This is a genomic window from Streptomyces kanasensis, from assembly GCF_043077165.1.
GTDB classification, from domain to species: Bacteria; Actinomycetota; Actinomycetes; order Streptomycetales; family Streptomycetaceae; genus Streptomyces; species Streptomyces changanensis.
In genome coordinates, this window is the sequence record NZ_JBIBSF010000002.1 from 676409 (window position 1) to 700007 (window position 23599).

General features: G+C 75.8%; 25 protein-coding genes. 9 read left to right on the forward strand and 16 right to left on the reverse strand.

What is annotated here, in order from left to right:
• Positions 1 to 8: 8 nt before the first annotated feature.
• The 3 genes from ACF053_RS08180 to ACF053_RS08190 are packed head-to-tail and all read right to left on the reverse strand — an operon-like array spanning position 9 to position 1291.
• Positions 9 to 218 (reverse strand): DUF397 domain-containing protein, encoded by a 210-nt coding sequence (locus ACF053_RS08180; protein ID WP_391953086.1) that lies wholly within the window; start codon positions 216 to 218, stop codon positions 9 to 11.
• 39 nt (positions 219 to 257) lie between these two features.
• Entirely contained in the window at positions 258 to 467 is a 210-nt protein-coding gene (locus ACF053_RS08185; RefSeq protein ID WP_391953087.1) for a DUF397 domain-containing protein, read from the reverse strand.
• Positions 464 to 1291, reverse strand: a complete 828-nt coding sequence (locus ACF053_RS08190; protein ID WP_391953088.1) for a helix-turn-helix domain-containing protein — start codon at positions 1289 to 1291, stop codon at positions 464 to 466. Before ACF053_RS08190 ends, ACF053_RS08185 begins: the two co-directional genes overlap by 4 nt.
• Before the next feature lie 107 nt (positions 1292 to 1398).
• On the opposite strand from ACF053_RS08190, the gene ACF053_RS08195 reads away from it, so the two are divergent.
• Genes ACF053_RS08195 through ACF053_RS08205 form a run of 3 tightly spaced genes read left to right on the forward strand, consistent with a single transcriptional unit; the run spans position 1399 to position 2350 of the window.
• Positions 1399 to 1668, forward strand: a complete 270-nt coding sequence (locus ACF053_RS08195) for a hypothetical protein (protein WP_391953089.1) — start codon at positions 1399 to 1401, stop codon at positions 1666 to 1668.
• Entirely contained in the window at positions 1665 to 1922 is a 258-nt protein-coding gene (locus ACF053_RS08200; protein ID WP_391953090.1) for a DUF7848 domain-containing protein, read from the forward strand. The genes ACF053_RS08195 and ACF053_RS08200 overlap by 4 nt, the downstream gene beginning before the upstream one ends.
• A complete protein-coding gene (locus ACF053_RS08205) occupies positions 1919 to 2350 on the forward strand; it encodes a hypothetical protein (RefSeq protein WP_391953091.1) in 432 nt (143 codons plus the stop codon). Before ACF053_RS08200 ends, ACF053_RS08205 begins: the two co-directional genes overlap by 4 nt.
• A 472-nt stretch (positions 2351 to 2822) precedes the next feature.
• Here ACF053_RS08205 and ACF053_RS08210 read toward each other — a convergent pair whose 3' ends face one another.
• Complete coding sequence (locus ACF053_RS08210) at positions 2823 to 3479, reverse strand: HNH endonuclease family protein (RefSeq protein ID WP_391953092.1); 657 nt, start codon at positions 3477 to 3479, stop codon at positions 2823 to 2825.
• 188 nt (positions 3480 to 3667) lie between these two features.
• Here ACF053_RS08210 and ACF053_RS08215 point away from each other — a divergent pair, with 188 nt between their 5' ends.
• The gene (locus ACF053_RS08215; protein ID WP_391953093.1) at positions 3668 to 4420 is read left to right on the forward strand and encodes an ABC transporter permease; all 753 of its coding nucleotides are present in this window, start codon (positions 3668 to 3670) and stop codon (positions 4418 to 4420) included.
• A 524-nt stretch (positions 4421 to 4944) separates the two neighbouring features.
• Positions 4945 to 5529: a TMEM165/GDT1 family protein gene (locus tag ACF053_RS08220; protein ID WP_391953094.1), complete on the forward strand. Its 585-nt coding sequence runs from the start codon at positions 4945 to 4947 to the stop codon at positions 5527 to 5529.
• Between the two features lie 30 nt (positions 5530 to 5559).
• On the opposite strand, the gene ACF053_RS08225 is transcribed toward ACF053_RS08220, so the two are convergent.
• Both ACF053_RS08225 and ACF053_RS08230 read right to left on the reverse strand, forming a co-directional pair.
• Positions 5560 to 6240 (reverse strand): HAD-IA family hydrolase, encoded by a 681-nt coding sequence (locus ACF053_RS08225; protein WP_391953095.1) that lies wholly within the window; start codon positions 6238 to 6240, stop codon positions 5560 to 5562.
• A 290-nt stretch (positions 6241 to 6530) separates the two neighbouring features.
• Positions 6531 to 7814: a peptidoglycan-binding domain-containing protein gene (locus ACF053_RS08230; RefSeq protein WP_391953096.1), complete on the reverse strand. Its 1284-nt coding sequence runs from the start codon at positions 7812 to 7814 to the stop codon at positions 6531 to 6533.
• Between the two features lie 164 nt (positions 7815 to 7978).
• Here ACF053_RS08230 and ACF053_RS08235 point away from each other — a divergent pair, with 164 nt between their 5' ends.
• Positions 7979 to 10024 carry an MDR family MFS transporter gene (locus ACF053_RS08235; protein ID WP_391953097.1) on the forward strand — a complete coding sequence of 682 codons (2046 nt, stop codon included), beginning with the start codon at positions 7979 to 7981 and terminating at the stop codon, positions 10022 to 10024.
• 13 nt (positions 10025 to 10037) lie between these two features.
• Here ACF053_RS08235 and ACF053_RS08240 read toward each other — a convergent pair whose 3' ends face one another.
• The 9 genes from ACF053_RS08240 to ACF053_RS08280 form a co-directional block, all read right to left on the reverse strand.
• Complete coding sequence (locus ACF053_RS08240) at positions 10038 to 10565, reverse strand: GNAT family N-acetyltransferase (RefSeq protein WP_391953098.1); 528 nt, start codon at positions 10563 to 10565, stop codon at positions 10038 to 10040.
• A gap of 4 nt (positions 10566 to 10569) precedes the next feature.
• Entirely contained in the window at positions 10570 to 11253 is a 684-nt protein-coding gene (locus ACF053_RS08245; protein WP_391953099.1) for an O-methyltransferase, read from the reverse strand.
• Positions 11254 to 11469: 216 nt separating this feature from the next.
• On the reverse strand, positions 11470 to 11877 hold the full coding sequence (locus ACF053_RS08250) for an aggregation-promoting factor C-terminal-like domain-containing protein (protein ID WP_391953100.1): 408 nt from the start codon (positions 11875 to 11877) through the stop codon (positions 11470 to 11472).
• Between the two features lie 242 nt (positions 11878 to 12119).
• A complete protein-coding gene (locus tag ACF053_RS08255; protein WP_391953101.1) occupies positions 12120 to 13088 on the reverse strand; it encodes an ECF transporter S component in 969 nt (322 codons plus the stop codon).
• A complete protein-coding gene (locus ACF053_RS08260; RefSeq protein WP_391953102.1) occupies positions 13052 to 14920 on the reverse strand; it encodes an ABC transporter ATP-binding protein in 1869 nt (622 codons plus the stop codon). The genes ACF053_RS08255 and ACF053_RS08260 overlap by 37 nt, the downstream gene beginning before the upstream one ends.
• Before the next feature lie 9 nt (positions 14921 to 14929).
• The gene (locus tag ACF053_RS08265; RefSeq protein WP_391953103.1) at positions 14930 to 16024 is read right to left on the reverse strand and encodes an energy-coupling factor transporter transmembrane protein EcfT; all 1095 of its coding nucleotides are present in this window, start codon (positions 16022 to 16024) and stop codon (positions 14930 to 14932) included.
• Positions 16021 to 16740 (reverse strand): SCO2322 family protein, encoded by a 720-nt coding sequence (locus ACF053_RS08270; protein ID WP_391953104.1) that lies wholly within the window; start codon positions 16738 to 16740, stop codon positions 16021 to 16023. Before ACF053_RS08270 ends, ACF053_RS08265 begins: the two co-directional genes overlap by 4 nt.
• Positions 16737 to 18029, reverse strand: a complete 1293-nt coding sequence (locus ACF053_RS08275; protein ID WP_391953105.1) for a prenyltransferase/squalene oxidase repeat-containing protein — start codon at positions 18027 to 18029, stop codon at positions 16737 to 16739. Before ACF053_RS08275 ends, ACF053_RS08270 begins: the two co-directional genes overlap by 4 nt.
• Before the next feature lie 583 nt (positions 18030 to 18612).
• A complete protein-coding gene (locus tag ACF053_RS08280) occupies positions 18613 to 19200 on the reverse strand; it encodes a TetR family transcriptional regulator (protein WP_391953106.1) in 588 nt (195 codons plus the stop codon).
• A 243-nt stretch (positions 19201 to 19443) separates the two neighbouring features.
• On the opposite strand from ACF053_RS08280, the gene ACF053_RS08285 reads away from it, so the two are divergent.
• The 3 genes from ACF053_RS08285 to ACF053_RS08295 are packed head-to-tail and all read left to right on the forward strand — an operon-like array spanning position 19444 to position 22623.
• Positions 19444 to 20763: a glycosyltransferase family 4 protein gene (locus ACF053_RS08285; RefSeq protein WP_391953107.1), complete on the forward strand. Its 1320-nt coding sequence runs from the start codon at positions 19444 to 19446 to the stop codon at positions 20761 to 20763.
• A 58-nt stretch (positions 20764 to 20821) separates the two neighbouring features.
• Positions 20822 to 21556 (forward strand): class I SAM-dependent methyltransferase, encoded by a 735-nt coding sequence (locus ACF053_RS08290; protein WP_058943494.1) that lies wholly within the window; start codon positions 20822 to 20824, stop codon positions 21554 to 21556.
• On the forward strand, positions 21553 to 22623 hold the full coding sequence (locus ACF053_RS08295) for a prenyltransferase (RefSeq protein ID WP_391953108.1): 1071 nt from the start codon (positions 21553 to 21555) through the stop codon (positions 22621 to 22623). The genes ACF053_RS08290 and ACF053_RS08295 overlap by 4 nt, the downstream gene beginning before the upstream one ends.
• Before the next feature lie 83 nt (positions 22624 to 22706).
• Here the strand turns inward: ACF053_RS08295 and ACF053_RS08300 are convergent, their stop codons facing one another.
• Entirely contained in the window at positions 22707 to 23564 is an 858-nt protein-coding gene (locus ACF053_RS08300) for a DUF5336 domain-containing protein (RefSeq protein WP_391953109.1), read from the reverse strand.
• Positions 23565 to 23599: the final 35 nt, after the last annotated feature.

A 23599-nucleotide genomic window follows, 5' to 3' on the forward strand; every position in this document is an offset into this window, starting at 1 on the left:
CGCGGTGGTCACACGGCGTCGAGGTTTCCGCTCTTGACGCCCGCCACGAACGAGGCGAACGCTCCGGTGGAGACGTCCAGGACCGGTCCGCCCGGGTCCTTGGAGTCACGGACGGGGACGACGCCGCGCGAGCGGGCGAAGTTGGCGGCGACCTCGACGCACTGGCCGCCGTTGCCGCTGTAGGAGGACGTGAACCACTGCGGGTCTTCGGTCGTCACGGGGTGCCCTTTCGCTGTGCCGTGCCGTGCCGTGCCGTGTCAGGCGGCGTCGAGGTTTCCGCTCTTGATGCCCGCCACGAACGAGGCGAACGCTCCGGTGGAGACGTCCAGGACCGGTCCGCCCGGGTCCTTGGAGTCGCGGACGGGGACGACGCCGCGCGAGCGGGCGAAGTTGGCGGCGACCTCGACGCACTGGCCGCCGTTGTTGCTGTACGAGGACGTGAACCACTGCGGGTGCTCGGTCGTCACGGGGTGCCCTTTCGTAACTGATTGATCATGGCCACGGATGCCGCCTGGGACAGGGCTTCGGCCTGCAACTGATGGTAGGCCCCCAAAATGGGCACCACAGAGGGGGTTTCCCGGTCGAGGTGTCCCCGCTGTGAGGATTCCGCGTACGACATGAGCGACCGGTCCGGCAGCGTCAGCACGGTTATCGGTAGATCGAACGGGCGGCGAACTCCCATGTCGAACGGTGCCACCTGAAGCACGGTGTTCGGCAGCTCGGCGAACTCCACCAGGCGGGCCAACTGCGCCTCCATGACCGCAGATTCTCCGATGGGGCGACGGATGCAGCTCTCGTCCAGCACCACCAAGAGCAGTGGCGGCGGTGTCCGTGCGAGGGCCGCTTGCCGCTCCATGACGAGTGCGACCCGCTCGTCTGCCTGGTCCGGTGTGATCGCACCCCGCTTGACGGCGCTTTCGGCGAGGGCCGACGCGTAGGCGGGTGTCTGCAGGAGGCCATGGATGACGCCGACCTCGTAGAGCCGGATCTCTGCTGCCCGGCTCTCGTGGCCCAGGTACTCCGGAAACCCTTCCAGCAGCGCGCCGTGCCGGATCTCGCGCCACTCGCGCTCGAACGTGTCACCGGTGCCGAGCGCAGCGTCCGCGCTCCGCGCGAGTCGCAAGGTTGGCATCTTGCGACCTGTTTCAACAGACGAAATATGCGTGCTGGAATATCCCATCCGGCCGCCCAATTCGTCCTGCGTCCAGCCGCGCTCACTGCGGGACCTGCGTAGGCGTGCTCCGAACGCAGCTTGCGGCGAGCTGTCCGGGTTCAACTCCTTGACGTTCAACGGGGTAACACCAACTTGTCGTCCTCTCCTGACACGTTGAATGGTTCCCGACTCTAGGTCAATGCTGAGCCGCCCTGGTAGTGGAACGACTACGGAGAGGAGTGGCAGTGTCCGAACGTTCCGAAGGTGGCGTGGCCGCGGAGGGTCGTGAAGCGCCACACGCCCCGACCCCCGGCACGCTCGTGGTGGACACCGGCCGGGCCGACCGGCTGGGCGAGTTCCGGGGGGTCGCCGGCCCCTACTGGTCGCTGCGTCCGGTCGGGGGCGGGCCCGAGTGGGAGGCCGAGCCCGGGGCCGTCCGTCGGGCGAGCCGCGCGGAGCGGCTGCACGCGGAACTCGAACGATGGAACGCCCGGAGCCGGGGTGAGCGGCTGTGACGCGGACGTACCGGCTCGTGCGCCACCGGCTCGCGCCGCACCGGGACGAGGGCGCCCCACCGCTCACCCACCGGTTCCGCTGTACGGCGCTCGACGGCGACGGTACGAAGTGCGGCGCGGAGTCGGCCGCGTTCGGGAACGCCGGCGACGCTCAGCCGTGGACGTTCTCGCATCTGCGCGACCACCCCGGCCACACCACGTTCCTCGAAGTGATCGAACGCCCGTGGGTGCCGCTGCGTGAGGAGCGGCCGTGAACGGCGGGACCGTCCCGGCGGGCTACCGGTCCGAAGTGCTCGCCGAGGGGCCCGTGTACGGCACGGGCCGGGTGGTGCGGTACGTCCTCGGCGCCTTCCGCACCATTTCCCCGGTCCTGGCGCTGCGATGGCTCCGCGGCGAGGCCCTGCGCATCGCGGACCGGCTCGACCCCGACCCGTCCCGCTCGGCGTGGGTGCGCCCTGCCGTGCGCGTGGTGAGCGTGCCCGTGCCGGATTGCCCCGCGCGACTCCGGGCGTGGGCCACCGCCCCTGACCGGCAGCGCGCGGCGCGCGAGCGCATCAAGAACGGGCATCCGCTGTCCGTCGAGGTCCCGGATGTGGACTGCGCGTACATCCTGTCGGCCTGGCCGGTCCGGCTGTCCGCCGACGAGTCGGCCGGGACGGCGCCCGAGCCCGCAGCCCAGTGAACCGGTGGGCCCCCGTGCCCCCTGCCGTGCTCGGGGGAAGGCGCGCGGAGGTAGCGCCGCCCCGCGCGGAGCGGCCTGCTCGACGACCGGGGTGAGCCCCGGCCGGGAGCCGGGCGGCCGCACGCGCGCCGCGTTCGCCGGTGACACGTTCCGGCAGCGCCTCCCGGCGCCTCGCCGGTCCCGGCTGCCTCCGGCCCCTGATCACCCGCCCCCACCACATAGGACCCCGGACCGGACAGCGCGGGGCCCGTGACTCGCTCTGTGGTGGGGGCGGGTTCCCATCCCGGGTGGTTGCCGGCCCCCGGGGCCGCGGGATCGCCGACGGCTGACCCGTGACACGCCCGGCGCGGCGAGCGCCCCGTCCGGCGAGTCACCCGCCGTACCGGTACGGCACCCCGGCCGGGGCGGGAGCCGTACCGGTGCGGGGCGCATGACGGGAGGAGGGGGCGGGCCGAGGGTCGGGGCCGCGCGGTCAGCAGGCGTTGAGGGTGGACTGCAGGGCGGTCTTCTCCGCCGTGTCCACCGACAGGCCCCAGTGGTGCTTCACGTGCACCCACATGCGGGCGTAGGTGCAGCGGTACGCGGTGCGCGAGGGCATCCACTCGGCGGGGTCCTGGTCGCCCTTGGCCTGGTTGACGTTGTCCGTGACGGCGATGAGCTGGGGGCGCGTCAGGTCGTTGGCGAAGGCCCGGCGATCGGTCGTGGTCCACGCGTTCGCACCCGAGCGCCACGCCTCGGCGAGCGGGACGACGTGGTCGATGTCCAGGTCGGAGGCGACGGTCCAGGTGGCGCCGTCGTACTCCGAGTACCAGCGCCCGGCGACGGCCGCGCAGCCGGCGTCCTGCTCGACACCGGTGCCGTCGCGGTGGAGGACGACCTCGCGGGTGTTGCAGGTGCCGTACTGGGTGATCCAGTGCGGGAAGGCCTCCCGGCTGTACCCGGAGGAGGAACCTTCCGCCCGGACCGCGAGCTGGCCCAGGTACGTGCGGGCGGTGGAGGCGCTGACCGGGGTGGGCGGGGCCGCCTGGGCGGTGGGCGCGGTGGCCAGCAGGCCGGTGGCGGCCAGGGCGGCGGCGAGCGTGGCGACGGCGGCGCGGCGGAGGGGTTGACGCGCGTAGACACGGGACATGCGTACTCCCAGCAGGGGTGAGGGCTCGACCGGGCCGCCCGGAAGGGCGGCTCGGCCATCGTGGTGGCGCCGGGTGTCGCGGGGGTGGGCGCCAGGTAACAGCGTGACGACATGCACACGTCACGACAAGGTCCTTGTCGACTTGATGACAACCCGCCAGATGTCCGTGTGCGCCCTAGGGTTGGGGTGTGCTGCTGACCGTCGACCTCGCTTTCGGCGCCGTCCTCGCCGTCCTGCTCGCCGTCGCGGCGGCCGTCGTCGCCGTCGCCCGCCTGCGCCCGCCCCGGGAGGTCGCCGTCGCGGGGGTGCGCGCCGCCGTGCAGCTGGCCGCCGTGTCGCTGGTCATCGGCTGGGTGGTCCGCGCCGTACCGCTCCTCCTGCTCTTCCTCCTCGTCATGTACGGGGTCGCCGCACGGACCGCCGGCCGGCGCCTCACCGCCAACCGCACGTGGCGCTGGGCCGCCCTGCCCATCGCCGCCGGGGTGGCGCCGGTCGTGGCGGCGCTGGTCCTCACCGGACTGGTGCCGGTCAGGGGGATCACGCTGGTCCCCGTCACCGGGATCCTCGTCGGCGGGGCGCTCACCGCGACCGTCCTCGGCGGGCGGCGCGCCCTGGACGACCTGGCCGCCCGCCACGGCGAGGTGGAGGCGGGGCTCGCGCTCGGCCTGGCGCCCCGCGACGCCCGGCTGGAGGTCGCGCGGGCGGGCGCCGCCGACGCGCTGCTGCCGGGACTGGACCAGACCCGGACGGTGGGGCTCGTCACGCTGCCGGGCGCCTTCGTCGGCATGCTCCTGGGCGGGGCGTCACCCCTCCAGGCGGGGGCGGTCCAGCTGTTCGTGCTGGTCGCGCTGATGGCGGTGCAGGCCGTGGCGGTGGCCGTGGTGCTGGAACTCGTGGCGCGCGGCCGGTTGCACCGGGCGGAGGAGGCCGCCGCCGGTTGAGTGAGGGGCGCCCGCGGGAGGGGCCGGCGGCCGGGGGAGGGGGCTTCCGCGCGGGAGGCCGACGGGCGCGGGGGAGGGGCGTTCGTGCGGGAGGCCGAGGGGGGCGGGGGTGTTCGCGGGGGCGGTCGGCCGAGGCGGTCGGCCGAGGCGGCGGGGCGAGGCCGGTCGGGTGCGGGCGGGCGACTGGGGGAGTGGGGGCCGGGCGTCCGGGCGGGTCGGGCGGCCGGGGCTGATCCCGGTGCCGGCGGGCACCGGGGGTCGGGGTCGCCACGGGTGCCGATCGGAGGTCGCGTACCCTGGACGGAGCAGAAGGGGAGTAGCTCTTCGCCGGACCGTCGACATACTGCTGGGCCTCGTGCCCGGCCGGCGCCCGGAGGCGGACCTCGCGAGAGGCGCCGCCAGCGAGACCTTCGGCACCAACGGAGTCATGTACCCATGGCCCCGGCGTGCCGAAGCGACCCCGAAATCGCGCCAGCGAAGGTCCCTCGGTACGGCGGAGCCCGACCGATTGAGGAACCCAGCCCGTGCTCAGCCTGACGATCACGACGATCACCTTCGGTGTCGTCTTCCTCGCCGAACTCCCCGACAAGACCGCGCTCGCCGGTCTGATGCTCGGCACCCGCTACCGCGCGTCCTACGTCTTCGCGGGCGTCGCCGCCGCCTTCGCCGTCCACGTGGCCCTCGCCGTCGCCGCGGGCAGCGTCCTCACGCTCCTTCCGCACCGGCTGGTGCAGGCGTTCGTCGGCGTGCTGTTCCTGGCGGGCGCGGCGGTGCTGCTGCTGAAGAAGGACGACGGCGAGGAGGAGGAGCTCAAGGCCCCCGCCGACCAGTCCTTCTGGAAGGTCTCCGGCGCGGGCTTCATGCTGATCCTCGTCGCCGAGTTCGGCGACCTGACGCAGATCATGACCGCGAACCTCGCCGCCCGCTACGACGACCCGCTCTCCGTCGGCCTCGGCGCGGTCCTCGCCCTGTGGGCGGTCGCCGCCCTGGGCATCCTGGGCGGCCGGACCCTCATGAAGTACGTCCCGCTGCGGCTGATCACCAAGGTGGCCGCCGGCCTGATGCTGGCGCTCGCGGGCTTCAGCTTCTACGAGGCGCTGGTCGGCTGACGCGGCCCGGCGGCCGGCGGCCCCGGGGCGTCAGGCCGCCGGGGCGGTGACGTGGAGGTGGAGCACGCCGTCGGCGCCCGCCTCCACGCGCAGCCGCGTCAGGTCCGCCACGTGCACGTCCGGTGCGAACGCCGCGGCCCGGGGGCCGACGCCCACGACGCGCATGCCCGCCGCCCGGCCGGCGGCGACGCCCGCCTCCGAGTCCTCGAACACCACGCACTCCGCCGGGGCGAAGCCCAGCTCCGCCGCGCCCTTCAGGAAGCCCTCCGGGTCGGGCTTGCTGGCGCTGACGCACTCGGCGGTCACCCGCACCTCCGGCATGCGCAGCCCGGCCGCTCCCATCCGCGCCCGCGCCAAGGGGGCGTCGGCGGAGGTGACCAGGGCGTGCGGGAGGGCGGCGATCGACGCGAGGAAGTCCGGGGCGCCGGGTATCGGGACGACGCCGTCGAGGTCGGCCGTCTCCTCGGCGAGCAGCTCGCGGTTCTCCGCGTGGTTGAGCTCCATGGGCCGGTCGGGCAGCAGGGCGGCCATCGTGGCGTACCCCTGGCGGCCGTGCACGACCTTCAGCGCCTCCTGCGGGTCCAGCCCGTGCCGGAGCGCCCAGCGCCGCCAGACGCGCTCCACCACCGCGTCGGAGTCGACGAGCGTGCCGTCCATGTCGAGCAGCAGCGCCCGGGCGGTGAGGACGTCGGTCGTGGGGGTGGCCGTCATGGGGTCTCCAGGCGCGAGGGGGTACGCAGTGGGCCCGCCCGCCGGTCAGGGAGTACGGGCGGGACCACTTTGTTCCTGCACCATACAAAACGAAGGGCGGGCGGCGCCACCCGGCCCCCGTCCCGCACCCGTGCGGGGGTGCGGGACGGGGGCCGGGGTGCCGGGCGACGCGCGGGGCGACGGGCGGGGCGCCGGATCGGGGCGCGGGCCGGCCGGCGGGCCCCGGGTCGCGTGCTCCGGGCGGTGGGCGGCGGGGGCGGGCGCGCAGCCCGAACGGCGGGGTGGCCCGGTCAGTGTCCCGAGGTCTCGGCTTCCAGGGCGGTGCGCGTGTCCGCGCCGTAGACGCCGCTCGGGTCGGTCGTGATGCCGCGACCGGACTGGTACGCGGCGACCGCGCGCTCGACGTCCTTGTCGTAGCGGCCGTGCGGGGGGCCGTCGTACAGACCCACCTGGCGCAGCCGGTGCTGGAGGTCGGAGACGGCCCGGCCCCGGTCGCCGCGGCTGAGGACGGGCCCGCCGGTCGCCTCGGAGGTGGACGCGTCGGGCGAGGGCGGGGGCCGCTCGTCCACCGGCGCCGAGCGCCCCGGGGACGCGGCGGCCGAGTCGGGGGCGGCGGCCGTGTCCGGCGCCGTCGCCTCCGCCGAGCCCCCCGAGGAGCCGGCGCCGGACGGGCGCCCCGGCGCCGACGGCTCGGACGTCGACGGCCGCGCGCTCCCCGACGGCGCGCCGCTCGCCTCCGGCGTCGGCGTCCCGGTGACGGCCTCGGGCCACGGCGGCACGCTGGGCCGCGGGTCGGGCGCCACCCGGTCGGCCGAACCGTCCCCGTCGAACAGGCCGCCCGCGAAGGCAGCCACCCCCACGACCGCGACGACGGCCACCAGCACCCCGGCGACCGGTCCCGGCGCACGGGAGCCCCGCCGTCCGCGCGCCTCCACGCGCCGCCGCGCCCGCCCAGGCCGGGGCGGGGCGGCCGCGTGCGGCGGGGTGACGTCGACGAGCCCGGCGTCGTGCACGGCCCCGGCACCGTCCGGGAGGCCGGCGTGCGGAGCGGTGGCGGGGGCGTGAGGGCCGGCGTCGGCGCGGGCCTGGCCCTGCGCCTGGGGGAGCGGCCCGGGGTGGGCCTGGCTCCGGTCCTGGGGGAGCGGCCCGGGGTGGTGCCCGGCGTCCGGGAGCCCCCCGTACCCGCCGTGCCCGATCGGCCCCGTGGCACCGCCGTCGCCGTACCCGGCGTCGCGGCCCGCGCCCCACAGACCCGCACCGCCGTCCGCACCGCCGCCCGAGCCGTACCCGCCGCCCGCACCCGCACCCGCGCCGGCACCCGCGTCCAGGTCCGGCGCGGACCCGTCCGGGCCGAGGCCGCCGCCCACGCCGGACCCGCCGCCCGCACCCGTACCCGTACCGGTACCCGCGTCCGCGCCGGGCGCGGGGGAGGGGCGGAGCTGCACGTACGGCCGTATCCGCAGCGGTTCGAACGCGTCCGGCGCGGGGCCCGGGCCGTGGGCGGTGGCGCAGGTGCAGCCCGCCGTCCGCGCCGCCGCGGGCGCACCGCACCCAGGACAGACCTCTCCGGCCACTGCGGGTTCCTCCCCTGACGGCGCTGCTGGCTGAAAAACGACCCCCGTGAACGCAGCGATTATGCAGGTACGACGTGACGTTCCCAACAGTCCGCGTCCCGCTCGGCAGGCCATAACCGGCCAGACCGCCCACGATGGATGGGGAGACAGCGAGGGAGGCGCCCATGACGCGGCCAGTCGGCACCCCGGCCACCACCCCGGCCCCCGGCGCGGGCTACGACCGGCGGACGGTCCTGGTGCCCATCGGGGCCCTGCTCCTCGGCATGCTGCTCGCCGCGCTCGACCAGACCATCGTGTCGACGGCCCTGCCGACGATCGTCAGCGAGCTCGGCGGCATGGACCACCTCTCCTGGGTCGTCACCGCCTACATGCTCGCGGCCACCGCGGCCACCCCCCTGTGGGGCAAGCTGGGCGACCAGTACGGCCGCAAACGGCTCTTCCAGACCGCGATCGTGATCTTCCTGCTGGGGTCGGTGCTCTGCGGCATCGCGCAGGACATGCCGCAGCTCATCGCCTACCGCGCCGTGCAGGGCCTGGGCGGCGGTGGGCTGATGGTGCTGTCCATGGCGATCGTGGGCGACCTCGTCGCCCCCCGCGACCGCGGCAGGTACCAGGGCGTCTTCGGCGCCGTCTTCGGCACGACCAGCGTCCTCGGCCCGCTCCTCGGCGGGGTCTTCACCGAGCACCTCTCCTGGCGCTGGGTCTTCTACATCAACGTGCCCGTCGGCATCGTCGCGCTCTTCGTGATCGCCGCGGCCCTGCACATCCCGTCCCACCGCGCCCGCCACACCATCGACTACGCGGGCACCTTCCTCATCGCCTCGGTCGCCACCTGCCTCGTCCTCGTCGCGTCCCTCGGCGGCACCACCTGGCCCTGGGGCTCCGCCCGCATCATCGGCCTCGCGGTGCTGGGCGCCGTCCTGCTCGTGGCGTTCGTGTTCGTCGAGCGGCGCGCGGCCGAGCCGGTGCTGCCGCTGAAGCTGTTCCGGATCCGCACCTTCACCCTCGTCTCCGTCATCAGCTTCGTCATCGGCTTCGCGATGTTCGGCGCCATGACGTACCTGCCGACGTTCCTGCAGGTCGTCCAGCGCGTCAGCCCCACCATGTCCGGCGTGCACATGCTGCCCATGGTGCTCGGCATGCTCCTCACCTCCACCGCGTCCGGCCAGCTCGTCAGCCGCACCGGCCGCTGGAAGGTCTTCCCGGTCGTGGGAACCGCCCTGACGACCGTGGGCCTGCTGCTGCTGCACCGGATGGAGCAGACGAGCCCCGTGTGGGAGATGAGCCTGTACTTCTTCGTCTTCGGTGCCGGCCTCGGCCTGGTCATGCAGGTCCTGGTGCTCGTCGCGCAGAACTCCGTCGGTTACGAGGACCTCGGCGTCGCCACCTCCGGCGCCACCTTCTTCCGCTCCATCGGCGCGTCCTTCGGCGTCGCCGTCTTCGGCACGATCTTCACCAGCCGCCTCACCGGCAAGCTCACCGACGCCCTCGCCGGGCAGGACGTCCCGCCGGGCGTCGACGCGCGGGCCGTCTCCGCGGACCCGCGCGCCATCGCCGAGCTGCCGCCCGCCCTGCGCCCGGCCGCGCTCGACGCGTACGCGACCTCCATCACGGACGTCTTCCTCTACGCGTCGCCCGTCGTCCTGCTGGCCTTCGTGATCGCCTGGTTCCTGCGCGAGGACCGGCTGCGCGGCTCGGTCACCGCGCCCGACCCCAGCGAGACGCTCGCCTCGAACCCGGTCCACCGCTCCTCGTACGACGAGTGCGCCCGCGCCCTGTCCGTGCTCGGCTCCCGCGAGGGCCGCAGGGCCGTCTACGTCCGGATCACCGAGCGCGCGGGGCTCGACCTGCTGCCCGCCGCCAGCTGGCTGCTGCTGCGCATCCGGCGCCACGGGACGGTCGAGCCCGCGCGGCTCGCCGAGGTCACCCCCGTACCCATCCGGATCATCACGGAGGCGTCCCGGCAGGTGGAGGAGCGGGGGCTGGCCCGGCGCGAGGGCCTGCAGCTGTTCCTGACCGAGCGGGGCCTGGAGGTGGCGACCCGGCTCGCGCACGCCCGTGAGGAGTCCCTCGCCGAGCTGCTCGGCGACTGGTGGGGGCCCGACCGGCCGACCGACCTGATCAAGCTGGTGGAGGAGCTGACCGCCGAGCTGAACGGCTCGACCCGGGAGCACCCCAGGGGCGAGCCGCCACCCGACCACCGCCTGTAGGGGCGGCGGGTCCTCAGGGCCGTTCCAGCTCCTTGCCGTACCAGACCTCCATGTACGGGCCCTCGCAGTAGGCGGGTATCTCCGCGTAACCGTGCCGGGCGTACAGGGCGCGGGCCTCCACCAGGTCCAGGCGGGTGTTCAGGACCATGCGGCGGGCGCCGAGGTCCAGGGCCGCCGCCTCCAGCGCCGCCAGCAGCAGTCCGGCGCCGCCGGTGCCGCGGAAGGCGGGGCGCACGAAGACCCGGGTCAGCTCCGCCCGCCCGGCGTCCAGCATCAGCACGCCGCCGCAGGCCGCCGGCTTCCCCCCGTACCGACCCACCAGGAACGCGCCGGTCGGTGGTGCCAGGGCCTCCACGCCGTCACCGGCCAGTCCTTCGTCGACCTCCGCGGCGGTGGCGGGCCGCCGCCAGTACCGGCTGGCGACCTCGTCGTAGTAGTCGCGGCGCAGCGCCTCGGCGTCGGGGGTGGCGTGGTGCTCGGGGCGTATCTCCCAGCCGGCGCCGCGTTCGGCGCCCCGGTCGGCGCGGATCGTCGTCGCCACGGCCTCAGGACACCACCCGGGCGACGAGCATGCCGTCGTACCCCTTGGTGCCGACGGTCTGGAAGGCCGTGGCGTCCAACCGCGGGTCGCGCGCGACCAGGTCGAACATGTCGCGCGTGCCGCGCGTGGCCTCGTCGGCCGTGCCGGTGTCGAGGACGGTGCCGCCGCGCACCACGTTGTCGACGACGATCACGCTGCCCGGCCGGGTCAGCCGCAGCGCCCACTCCACGTAGTGCGGGTTGTTCTTCTTGTCCGCGTCGACGAAGACCAGGTCGAAGGGGCCCGCCCCCTCCGCCTCCAGCTCCGGCAGGGTGTCGAGGGCCGCGCCCGTGCGGACCTCCGACACCGCTTCGAGGCCCGCGCGGGCCAGGTTGCGCCGGGCGACCTCGGCGTGCGCGGGGGAGTACTCCAGTGTGACGAGCCGGCCGCCCTCCGGCAGCGCCCGGGCCAGCCAGATGGAGCTGTACCCGCCGAGGGTGCCGATCTCCAGGATCGTCCGGGCGCCCTGGATCCGGGCGAGGAGGTGCAGCAGCTTGCCCTGGTTGGCCGCCACGGCGATCTGCGGCAGACCGGCCTCGTCGCTCGCGGCGAGCGCGGCGGTCAGGGCCTCGTCGGCGGGGCAGAGCAGGTCGGTGACGTACGCGTCGACGGCGCTCCAGCGGTCCTGGTCGTGCGTTTCCTGAGTCATGGTCAGGAAACTAGCCGACCACCCCCGCCGCCGGGGCGGCGGCCCGCCTCCCGCTCCCGGACCGCGCCCGCACGCCGCACCCGCCACGAGCCGCACCCGCCGCGGACCCGCGCACCCGCCACGAAGCCCGTGCGCGCCGCAGGCCCCCGGCGAACGGAGTCGCCGGGGGCCTGCGTCAAGCGGGTGCCGGTGGGGCGCCGCCGGGGCGGCCGCCGATCAGTACCAGTGGTTGTCCTGCCAGAACTTCCACGCGCCACAGGGGCTGCCGTAGCGGTCGTTCATGTAGTCCAGGCCCCACTCGATCTGGGTGGCCGGGTTGGTCTTCCAGTCCGTGCCGGCCGACGACATCTTCGACGCGGGCAGGGCCTGGACCAGGCCGTAGGCGCCGGACGAGGCGTTGGTGGCCGTGTGGTCCCAGCCGGACTCGTGCTGGACGATCTTGCTGAAGCACTGGTACTGGCCGGCCGGGACCATCTTCTTGGCGATCGTCTGCGCGGAGTTCGGCGCGGCCGACGCCGGGGCCGTCACCGCCATCACGGCGCCCGACGCGCCCAGCAGCACGGCTGCGGTGGCGACGGCGGACTTGCTGCGGGCGGTGGCACGGCTGGAGATGGAGCGGAACACGTGGATGACCTCACGTCGGGGACGGGACTGTCGCAGGCATGCCGGAACCAAGGTCCCGGTGCGCCCGGGGTCTCGGGGAGGCTCGCCATGAGGCACTTCGGCAGGACCGCGAGGCGGTCGCGCTGCCGTCGGTGCCCGGCGACGTCATCAACGAAAGCAGGCCGGGAGGGACCTGGCAACGCCCCCCGAGTACGAGGCGGGGCCGGAGACGGCCGCCGTGCCCCCGTCCGGCGCCGGGGCGATCAGTGCAGGTCGCCGCGGGGAGACCGGCCCTCCGCCGACCCCTCCCCGCGCCCCCTAAGGAGGGTCGTATGTGACGTGGGTCCTGTGGGGGGCCTCACCCGGAACGACCCCCGATGAGGCTTTTCGTCGCCTTCGAATGTGACCTGGGCCTCGAAAGCGGCCCGTCGAGTCGCACGCCGGAGCGCCTTCAGAACCGTGGAACCGATGGTCACCGTGAGCACCACGGTCAGCGCCGCGCGCCCCAGGTCCCACCCCATCGACGTCGCCAGGCAGTACGCCCCGAACCGCACCAGGTTCGCCTGCAGCGGCTCACCGGGGTGGAAGGCGATCCCGCTGGAACCGGCCGGCAGGGCCAGCACCCACCCCTGGAGGTTCATGGCCGTCCCGTACGCGAAGGCGGCCGCCGCGCCGTACGCCGCCAGCAGCCCCAGCTCCCCGCGCCCGCGCAGCCCGTCGCGCCCCGGCAGCAGCCCGGCGCCCATGGTGAACCACGCCATCGACAGCATCTGGTACGGCATCCAGGGCCCGACCCCGCCGGTGAGCAGCGCCGACGCGAACATCGTCACCGCGCCCAGCACGAAGCCGAACCCGGGCCCCAGCACCCGGCCGCTCAGCACCATCAGGAAGAACATCGGCTCCAGGCCCGCCGTGCCCGCGCCCAGCGGCCGCAGCGCCGCTCCCACCGCCGCCAGCACGCCGAGCATCGCCACCGCCTTGGCGTCCATGCCCGAGTCGGCGATCGTCGCCACGACCACCCCGACGAGCAGCGGCAGCAGCACCGCGAACAGCCACGGCGCGACCCCGGCGTGCGCCGCCGCCAGGCCGGACGCGTCGTCCGCCAGCAGCGGCCAGCCGAACGCGGCCACCCCGACCGCGCTGACCAGCACCAGCGCGGCCACCGAGCGCGGACCGAGCCGCACGGGCCGGGCCGTCACAGCGCCGCCTCCACCTGGGCGACGGTCAGCCACGGCAGCGGCGCCAGCACCTTCGCCACCTGCGGGGCGAACGCCGGCGACGACACGACGACCTCGTGCGTCGGCCCGTCCGCGACGACCTCCCCGTCGGCGAGGATCACCACCCGGTGCGCCAGCTCGGCCGCCAGCTCCACGTCGTGCGTGGCCAGCACGATCGCGTGGCCCCGCGCCGCCAGTCCGCGCAGCACCTCCACCAGGCGGGCCTTCGCGGCGTAGTCCAGGCCCCGGGTCGGCTCGTCGAGCAGCAGCACCCGGGGCCGGCCGGTCAGCACCACCGCCAGCGCCAGGGCCAGCCGCTGCCCCTCGGAGAGGTCCCGGGGGTGCGTGCCGTCCGGCACGCCGGGCAGCAGCGCGGCCACCAGCTCCCGGCAGGCGCCGGGAGCGGCCCCCGCGTCGGTGTCGGCGGCCGCGCACTCGGCGGCCACCGTGTCCGCGTACAGCAGGTCGCGCGGCTCCTGCGGGACCAGGCCGACCTCCCGCACCAGCTCGCCCGGCGCGGTGCGGCCCGGGACCAGGCCGCCCACGACGACCCGACCGGACGCGGGCGCCACCATCCCCACCAGAGCGCCCAGCAGCGTCGACTTCCCCGCGCCGTTGCGGCCCATCAGTGCCACCGTCTCGCCCGCCCGCACCTCCAGGTCCACGCCCCGCAGGGCCTCCACCCGCCCCCGGCGCACGGCGAGCCCCCGCACGTCGACCACGGCGGCGCGGGCGTCACCACGGGCGGCCTCCGCGGCTCCCGGCCTGGCGGCCTCCGAACCGGGGGCCTGCGCCGCCGCGGCCGTCCCGCGGCCCGCGCCCCGGCGCCGGAACGGCCAGCGCGAGCGCCGCCCCTCCGGCACCGGTACGGCGGCGGACGCGGCCACGCCGGACACGGACCCGGACGCGGCCCCAGGCGGGGGTACGGGTGCGGACGCGGGCTCCGGCGCGGACGCCGCCGCGCGCACGGGCCCGGCCACGAGGGAGGTGGGCGCGGTCAGGGACGGGGGGACGGGCGGCGTGGGCGAGGCGCCCGCCAGGCGTGCCCGCAGCGGAGCCGCCCGCCGGCGCGCGTCGCGCACGGTGAGCGCCGGCGGGTTCCAGCCCGCCAGCCGCGACAGGCCGACCACCGGCGGGTGCACGGGGGAGACCCGCATCACCTCGGCCGGCGGGCCGACCAGGACGGGGGTGCCGGGCCCGCGCAGCAGCGCCACCCGGTCCGCGTACTGCACCACCCGCTCCAGCCGGTGCTCCGCCATCAGGACGGTCGTCCCCAGGTCGTGCACCAGGCGCTGGAGCACCGCGAGGACCTCCTCCGCGGCGGCCGGGTCGAGCGCCGACGTCGGCTCGTCCAGGACGAGGACCTTCGGGTGCGTGGTGAGGACGGAGCCGATGGCGACGCGCTGCCGCTGCCCGCCCGACAGGGACGCGATCGGCCGGTCCCGCAGGTCCGCCAGGCCCAGCAGGTCGAGCGTCTCCTCGACCCGGCGCCGCATCACCTCGGGCGGCAGGCCCAGCGACTCCATGCCGTACGCGAGCTCGTCCTCGACCACGTCCGTGACGAAGTGCGCCGACGGGTCCTGCCCGACGGTGCCCACCACGTCGGCCAGTTCGCGCGGCCGGTGCGTGCGCGTGTCCCGCCCGTCGACCGTGACCCGGCCGCGCAGCGTGCCGCCCGTGAAGTGCGGCACGAGCCCCGACACGGCACCCAGCAGGGTCGACTTGCCGGTCCCGGACGGGCCGACCAGCAGCACCAGCTCGCCCTCGGGGACCGCCAGGTCCACGTCGCGCACGGCGGGCGCGGCGGCGTCCTCGTAGGTCACCGTGACGTTCTCGAAGCGGATCACCAGGACTCCTCAGCGGTCTTTCGGGACGGGCGCGACGAACGCGGGCAGCAGGCCCACCAGCACGGACAGCGCGGGCCACAGCGGCAGTCCGGGCGCCTGGAGCGGCGTGACCCCCGGCCGCAGCGCCTCCGCGTCCGGCCCGGCCGCCGCCACCGCCACGAGCACGGCCACCGCGGCGCCCGACGCGGCCACCAGCCACGTCCGCACGCCCCACCGGTCGGGCCGGTACCGGGTGCGGGGCGTGCGCCGCCCGCCCAGCCACAACCCCGCCAGCGCGGCGGCCGCACCGGCCGCCAGCAGCGGCACGCCGTACCCGGCGCCCTCCACCGCGAGCAGCCCGTACGTGCCGGCGCACACCCCGAGCAGTCCGCCCAGCGTCAGCACGGTCGTCGTGTGCCGCACCGCCGCCGGAACCGCCGCCGTGCGCCCGTAACCCCGCGCGTCCATCGACGCCGCCACCGCCACCGACCGCTCCAGCGCGCCCTCCAGCACGGGCAGCCCGATCCCCAGCACCGCCCGGACCCCGCCCGCCGGCCGGCCCCGCAGGCGCCGGGCGGTCCGCAGCCGCGCCACGTCGGCCACCAGGTTCGGCGCGAACGTCATGGCGACGACCACGGCCACCCCGGCCTCGTACAGCGCGCCCGGCAGCGACTTGAGCAGCCGCGCGGGGCTGGCGAGGGCGTTCGCGGCGCCCACGCACACCAGCATGGCGGCCAGCTTCGCCCCGTCGTACACGGCGAACACCAGCTGCTCGGCGGTGACGCGGCCGCCGATCCGCACGCCCTGGGCCCACTGCGGCAGCGGCACCTCGGGCAGCGTGACCAGCACGTGCGTACCGGGGATGGGGGAGCCGAGCACCATGGAGAACACGACCCGGATGACGACCACCGCCAGCCCCAGCTTGAGGAAGGCGCCGTAGGAGCGGGCCCAGGGCGCGTCCGTGCGGCGCGCGGCCACCACGTACCCGGCGACCGCCACGAGCAGCCCCAGCAACAGCGGGTTGGTGGTGCGGGACGCGGCGGTGGCGAGGCCGAGCGCCCACAACCACCAGGCGCCCGCGTGGACGGCGTTGGAGCGGTGCGCCTCGGGAGCGCGCAGCCTCATGGGCGCCCGCGGCGACGGGCCCGTACGAGGGCGGCGGTGCCGAGCGCGGCGACGGCGGCCGCCCCGGCGAGGAGGCCCACCGACGGGCCCCCGCCCCCGTTCCCGGCCGCGTCCCCGGCGGCGGTCCGCCCGGCGGGGGAGGGGTCGGTGGTGCCCGGTGTCCGGGACGGCGTCGCGGGCTGCGCCACCTGCTCGCCGCAGCCCTGCCGCGGGTAGCCGGAGATGGCGCACAGCAGCGCCTGCCCGTCGTAGCGCAGCGGCGCCGCGACGGCCGCGAGGGCCTCCGCGCCGGTCGCGTCGGGCCGTACCCGCGCGCACGCGGTGCGCGCCGCGGGCGGGGTCTCGCCGCGCGGCGCGTCGGCGGCGGTGCCGAAGTCGACGACGACCGCGACGCGCTTGCTGCCCTCGGCGGCGGGCGTGCCCGCGCAGACGGTCGCGAAGTCGGGCGCGCGACGGGGCCGGTCGGCGTCCTGGCTGTCGGTGCTCACGGCGAAGCGGTACCCGTGGACGGCGCCGTCGGCCGGGCGGGTGGTGGCCGGCCCCTGGGTGGCGTACGCCCACGTGCCGCCGGTGCCGCCCTCCCAGAACGACCAGTAGCGGTACCCCGCGGCCTGGGCCGTGCCGGCCGCGCCGAGCACCGCCGGCACGGCGAGGAGCGCGGCGGCGGCGGACGCGGCGAGCGGCCGGCGCGCGCGGCCCGGGAGCGTACGGGTCACGGCTTGCGCTTCCCGCCGCGGCCGCTGAGCAGGAAGCCGACGCCGATGCCGGCGACGAGGAAGACCGCGACGAGCAGCCAGACGGGGAAGCCGGACTCCTCTTCCTTCTTCGCCGTCTCCTCCTTCTCGGCCTCGCCCCGGTCGCGGGTGTCGGGCGTCGACGCGGGCTTCGGCCCGGTGGCGTTGAGCTGCGCGACGAGGTCGGCGCCGCCGAAGGCGCGGGGGTCGGCGCCCGCCGTGTGCGCGGCCAGGACGAGCTGTGCGTACGCGGCCGGCCCGCCCTCCTTCGCCCAGGCGGCGGAGTTCCCCTCCAGCCACGTGACGGCGCGCGTGGCCGCCTCGCGGTGGCCCGCGGCGGCCAGGGAGAGGGCGGCGTCGGCGGTGTTGCCCACGTCGGGCTGGGCGGCGGTCGTGGTGGTCCCGGGCATCGGCGGCAGGTCGAGGTGGCCGGTCTTCGCTACGGCGGCGGCCAGGTGCGCGGCGCCGTTGCGGGCGGCCCGCTCGGCGGTCGGCTTCGCGGCGTCCACGCAGGTGGGCTCCTGGTCCGGGGTGACGCCCCGCACGAGGGCGTGCTTGCCGAGGCCGGCGAGGACCGCGGCGGCGGTCGCGTCGTCGTTGGCGCGGAGCGTGCCGTCCTTCTCGGGCTGGTAGGCGAAGGCGCCGCCGCCGGGCTTCGCCGAGCAGGGCAGCGCGAAGGTGAGCAGCGCGTCGTACGGGCTCTTCCCGCCGGCCGCCCGCACCGAGCCGGGCTCCTCGCCGACGGCGGCGAGCGCGCTGACGACGAGCGCGGTGGAGTTGGCGTCACTGGGGGAGCCGGGGTTGTAGCCCCAGCCGCCGTCGTGGTTCTGCACGCGCTTCAGCCACGCCGTGGCGTCCTCCCGGGCCTGCCGCGTCCGGTCCTCGTGGCTGTCGACCCCCTTCAGCGCCTGGAGGGCGACGGCGGTGGCGTTGGTGTCCAGGGGCTTCCCGGCCGGGCAGTCCCCGGCGGTGTCGGCACGGAAGGAGGGGAAACCGCCGTCGTCGCACTGCTGGTCGAGCAGCCAGGCGACGGCCTGTCCGGCGGGTTCGACACCGGTCGCCTGCTGGGCCATGAAGGCCAGCGACTGCCGCCACACGCCGTCGTACGTGGGGTCCTTGGCGCCGTACAGGCCGGCCGGGACGGCGGGGGCCGAGGGGGACGGCGCGGGCGACGGGGCGGCGTGCGCGGCGGGGGCGACCGCTCCGGCGCCACCCGCCAGCAGGACGGCGGTGGCGGCGAGCGCCGTGGCGCCGCGGCGAACGGTGGTCATGGCGGGGTGCCTCTCCTCCGGGGGGCCGGGCGCCGGGGCACTCGGGCACCGGGCTCGGCTCCGTACTTCCTCGACGGTGCCGGTCACCGGGCGGGTCCCGGGACGCGAGCCGGTCACGACCGGTACCGAGCCGGCTCGGCGGAGCGGCTCGCCGTGCGGGCCCCCCGTTCGGCGGAGCCGGGAGCACGGAGGAGGGACGTCGCCGGAATTGCACCGGCTTCCCCCCGTACGGGCATGAAGCGACGGCCACACTTTACCCGTGGGTCACCTGGCGCCCCCGGGCCCTCCCGGTGCCGCGGCACCCCGTGCCGTATCCGCCGTACCCGCCGCGGCCGTATCCGCCGTGCCGGGCCGCCGCGCCCCGTCGCGCCCGTCACCCGGTCCGGCGTCGCCGCACCGTCGCGTCCCGGGCGGGCGGGTCCTGCGGTCGGGCGTCGTCCCGCGCCGCACCGTGCCCACCCGTCCCGCCCCGGCGGGACGCGTGCCCACGGCGGGGGCGGCGGCCACCCCGGCTCGGGCGGGGTGGCCCGGCCCGGCCACCGGGCGGTCGGGCGACCCGGGGGCCCGTCCGGCGGCCAAGCCGTCAGGCGATCAGGCGGCAGGCCGTTTCGATGTCCGTCCGGACCTGGGTGATCGACGCCCGTCCGGAGAGCCAGGTGATCAGGGCCGAGTGCCAGGTGTGCTCGATGACGCGCACGGCCGCCAGCTGCTCCGGCGTCGGCCGCTCCTGCCCCATGGCGTCCAGGATGATCGCCGTGGTCTGCCGGGAGACGGCCTCGACCTCCGCGCTCACCCCGCGGTCGGCGAAGATCAGCGCCCGCACCATGGCGTCGGCGAGCTGCGGCTCGCGCTGGAGGGCGCGGAACGCCCGCATCAGCGTCTCCGCCACGCGCTCGGCCGCGGTGTCCCCGGCCGGGGGGCGCCGGCGGAGCGTCGAGTGCAGGTCGTCGAGCTGGTCCTGCATCGTCGCCACCAGGAGGTGGACCTTGGACGGGAAGTACCGGTACAGCGTGCCCAGCGCGACCTCCGCCGCCTCCGCGACCTCCCGCATCTGCACCGCGTCGAAGCCGCCCCGGCCCGCCAGTCGCGCGCTGGCCTGGAGGATGCGGCGGCGGCGCGCCTCCTGCCGCGCGGTCAGGTGGGGCGCTGCCTGCCTGCCTTCCGCTGTCATGGGTCCCCGTCGCTCCGTGCCGTCGGACGTGTCCGCGCCGTCGTGTTCCGTGCGGTGGTGCGCGCCAGTATGGCCGCGTCCCCGTGGTGGCGGGAATCACCTGTTCCGGCCCTCACAGCGGCGCTACCTGCCGGTAGATTCGATGCTCCTCCGAGGGATCTGGAACGACCGACTCTGAAACTTGTTCTAGATTAGCGCGACCGGTTACGCTCCGCCGAAACGCAGGGATGGAAGGGGCCGCGAGTGACCGCTGAGGCCATAGCGTCAGGCCCGCGTGCGGGCGCAGCCGCCGACGGAGACCACCCGCTGCGCATCGCCCTCCTCACGTACAAGGGGAACCCGTTCTGCGGCGGCCAGGGCGTCTACGTCCGCCACCTCTCGCGCGAACTCGCCCGGCTGGGCCACCGCGTCGAGGTGATCGGCTCCCAGCCCTACCCGGTCCTCGACGCCGTCGGCGAGGGCGTCACCCTCACCGAGCTGCCGAGCCTCGACCTCTACCGCCAGCCGGACCCCTTCCGCACGCCCGCGCGCGGGGAGTTCCGCGACTGGATCGACGCGCTGGAGGTCGCCACCATGTGGACGGGCGGCTTCCCCGAGCCGCTCACGTTCTCGCTGCGCGCCCGCCGCCTCCTCGCCGCCCGCCGCGGCGACTTCGACGTCGTCCACGACAACCAGACCCTCGGCTACGGCCTCCTGGCCCCGCTCGGCGCCCCGCTCGTCACCACGATCCACCACCCGATCACCGTCGACCGGCGCCTGGAGCTGGCCGCCGCCCCGAACGCCAGGCGCCGTCTGTCCGTGCGCCGCTGGTACGCCTTCACCCGCATGCAGAAGCGCGTCGCCCGGCGGCTGCCGTCCGTCCTCACCGTCTCCGGCTCCTCGCGCCGGGAGATCGTCGACGACCTCGGCGTGCGCCCCGAACGGATCCACGTCGTCCACATCGGCGCCGACACCTCCCTGTGGTCCCCCGACCCGTCGGTCGCCGAGGTGCCCGGCAGGATCGTCACCACCTCCAGCGCCGACGTGCCGCTCAAGGGGCTCGTGCACCTCGTCGAGGCGCTCGCCAAGCTGCGCACCGAGGTCCCCGACGCGCACCTCGTCGTCGTCGGCCGCCGCGCCGAGGACGGCCCCGTCGCCCGGGCCATCGAGCGGTACGGACTGGACGGCGCCGTCCGCTTCGTCAAGGGCGTCAGCGACACCGAGCTCGTCGACCTCGTGCGCAGCGCCCAGGTCGCGTGCGTGCCCTCCCTCTACGAGGGGTTCTCGCTGCCCGCCGCCGAGGCCATGGCCACCGGCACGCCGCTCGTCGCCACCACCGGCGGCGCCATCCCGGAGGTCGCGGGCCCGGACGGCGAGACCTGCCTGGCCGTCCCGCCCGGCGACGCCGGCGCCCTCGCCGCGGCCCTCGGCCGCCTGCTCGGACCCGGCGGTGCGGAACTGCGCGCCCGTCTCGGGGCGGCCGGCCGCGCCCGGGTCCTGGACCGCTTCACCTGGGCCCGCGCCGCCCAGGGCACGGTGGAGCGCTACCGCGAGGCCGTCGCCGCGCACGGAGCGCGCCGATGACGACCACCCCCCTCGCACCCCCGTCCCCCCTCACGGACCGTGAAAGCAGGCCCCGCACGTGCTGACCGTCGACTTCACCCGCTTCCCGCTCGCCCCCGGCGACCGCGTGCTCGACCTGGGCTGCGGCGCCGGACGGCACGCCTTCGAGTGCTACCGGCGCGGGGCCCGGGTCGTCGCCCTCGACCGGAACGCCGAGGAGATCCGCGAGGTCGCCAAGTGGTTCGCCGCCATGGAGGAGGCCGGTGAGGCCCCGGCCGGGGCGACGGCCACCGCCATGGAGGGCGACGCCCTCAACCTGCCCTTCCCCGACGCGTCGTTCGACGTCGTCATCATCTCCGAGGTGATGGAGCACATCCCCGACGACAAGGGCGTCCTCGCCGAGATGGTCCGCGTCCTCAAGCCGGGCGGCCGCATCGCCGTCACCGTGCCCCGCTACGGCCCCGAGAAGGTCTGCTGGGCGCTGTCCGACGCGTACCACGAGGTCGAGGGCGGCCACATCCGGATCTACAAGGCCGACGAACTCCTCGGCCGGATCCGCGAGGCCGGCCTGCGCCCCTACGGCAGCCACCACGCGCACGCCCTGCACTCCCCGTACTGGTGGCTGAAGTGCGCGTTCGGCGTCGACAACGACAAGGCGCTGCCCGTCCGCGCGTACCACAAGCTGCTGGTCTGGGACATCATGAAGAAGCCCCTGGCCACGCGGCTCGCCGAGCGGGCGCTCAACCCCGTCCTCGGCAAGAGCTTCGTGGTGTACGCGACGAAGCCCCACCTCCCGGCGGGCACCGCGCTGTGACGTCGCCCGAGCGGACCGAACTCCTCACCCTGCCCGGGGTGCTGACGGCCGAGCAGGCCGGCGAGACCGTCGCGGGCATCCTCGCCGCGCAGCGCGACAGCGGCGCCATCCCCTGGTTCCGCGGCCACCACCTCGACCCGTGGGACCACACCGAGGCCGCCATGGCCCTGGACGCCGCCGGCGAGCACGACGCCGCCGCCCGCGCCTACGCCTGGCTGGCCCGCCACCAGAACGCCGACGGCTCCTGGTACGCGGCCTACCACGACGGCGAGGCGGACCGGCCGACGGACCGGGCCCGCGAGACCAACTTCTGCGCCTACATCGCCGTCGGCGTCTGGCACCACTACCTGAGCACCGGCGACGAGGCGTTCCTCGACCGCATGTGGCCCGCCGTGTACGCCGCCGTCGAGTTCGTCCTGCGGCTCCAGCAGCCGGGCGGGCAGATCGGCTGGAAGCGGGAGGCCGACGGCACCCCGGTGACGGACGCCCTGCTCACGGGCAGCTCCTCCATCCACCAGGCGCTGCGCTGCGCGCTCGCCATCGCCGAGGCGCGCGGGGAGCCGCAGCCGGACTGGGAACTGGCGACGGGCGCCCTGGCGCACGCCGTGGCGCACCACCCCGAGCGCTTCCTCGACAAGGGCCGCTACTCGATGGACTGGTACTACCCGGTGCTCGGCGGGGCCGTGACCGGCGCCGCGGCCCGGGAGCGCATCGACGCCCGCTGGGACGACTTCGTCGTGCCGGGCCTCGGCGTGCGGTGCGTCGTCCCCAACCCGTGGGTGACGGGCGGCGAGAGCTGCGAACTGGCCCTGGCGCTGTGGGCGATCGGCGAGTCCGACCGGGCCGTGGACGTGCTCCGCTCCATCGGCCACCTGCGCGCCGAGGGCGGCATGTACTGGACCGGGTACGTCTTCGAGGGCGAGCGGGCGTTCTGGCCCGAGGAGTTGACGACCTGGACGGCCGGGTCGCTGCTGCTGGCCGTGGCGGCGCTCGGCGGCGACGAGGCCACGGCGGCGGTGTTCGGCGGCGAGCGGCTGCCGCGCGGCCTGGTCCCCGACTGCTGCTGAACCCGGGCCGGCCCCGGACGTGACGAGGGCCCGTCCCCGCACCTCGGTGCGGGGACGGGCCCTGACGTCGTACGGGGCGGGGGTCAGCCGCGCTGGATGCCCGTGGTGTCCTGCAGGACGCCGCGGCGGCCATCCTGCGTCTGCGCCACCAGGGCGGCGCCGCGCTGCTCGACCGCCAGGTACCAGGTGCCCGGCGCCAGTTCGGCGATCGGCGTCGGGGAGCCGTCCTCGGCGTACAGCGGACGCGCGACGGGCACGGCGAACCAGAACGGGGCGAAGTCCCCGGCCGGAGCGGCCTGCTGCGCGGGAGCGGGCGCGGCGGACTGCTGGTCCGGCTGGTGCGGGGCGTCCGGCTGACCGGGCTGGCCCGGCTGCGGGGCACCGCCCGGGTAGCCGTAGCCACCGGTGCCGCCCTGCGGCGCGCCGTACGGCTGGCCGGCGCCCGGGTAGCCGTAGCCGGCGCCGCCCGTCACGCCCGGCTGGGCGCCGTACGGCTGCGGGGCCTGCGGCCGCGGGGCGCCCATCAGCGGCGCCTTGAGCGCGCCGACGAGCGGCGAGGCCACGGCGCCGGCGGCGAGCACGATCGTCGCCAGGAGGCCCAGGATCATCCCGGCGCCCGCGGAGCTCATGTCGATGATGGTCCAGAACGCCGTCCACAGCGAGAAGACCGCCAGGGCGACGCCGAACTGCCCGAGGTCCAGACCGGCCACCTTGCGGCCCGGCAGGGCCCGCGCGACGACGATCAGGGCCGCGGCGATGACACCGGCGAGGAACATGCTCATCAGCAGGCCGAGCGTGTCCCAGGCGTTGGTCTCGTAGCGCCCGCAGTCGACTCCGGTAGGACAGTCGATGCTGGCCAGGTTGAGGAACGAGGCGATGAACAGCACCACCGCTGCTCCGATCACCACGCCATCGCCTCGAGTGAGGGAGCGGATGTTCACGTGAGAAGTCCTTCGTCGGTTCGTGTCGTCGTCGT

Coding starts and splice junctions, on each gene's coding strand:
- ACF053_RS08235 (WP_391953097.1), top strand. CDS start 7,979: ATGACGCGGCCAGTCGGCACCCCGGCCACCACCCCGGCCCCCGGCGCG.
- ACF053_RS08225 (WP_391953095.1), bottom strand. CDS start 6,240: ATGACGGCCACCCCCACGACCGACGTCCTCACCGCCCGGGCGCTGCTG.
- ACF053_RS08210 (WP_391953092.1), bottom strand. CDS start 3,479: ATGTCCCGTGTCTACGCGCGTCAACCCCTCCGCCGCGCCGCCGTCGCC.
- ACF053_RS08280 (WP_391953106.1), bottom strand. CDS start 19,200: ATGACAGCGGAAGGCAGGCAGGCAGCGCCCCACCTGACCGCGCGGCAG.
- ACF053_RS08265 (WP_391953103.1), bottom strand. CDS start 16,024: ATGAGGCTGCGCGCTCCCGAGGCGCACCGCTCCAACGCCGTCCACGCG.
- ACF053_RS08245 (WP_391953099.1), bottom strand. CDS start 11,253: ATGACTCAGGAAACGCACGACCAGGACCGCTGGAGCGCCGTCGACGCG.
- ACF053_RS08275 (WP_391953105.1), bottom strand. CDS start 18,029: ATGACCACCGTTCGCCGCGGCGCCACGGCGCTCGCCGCCACCGCCGTC.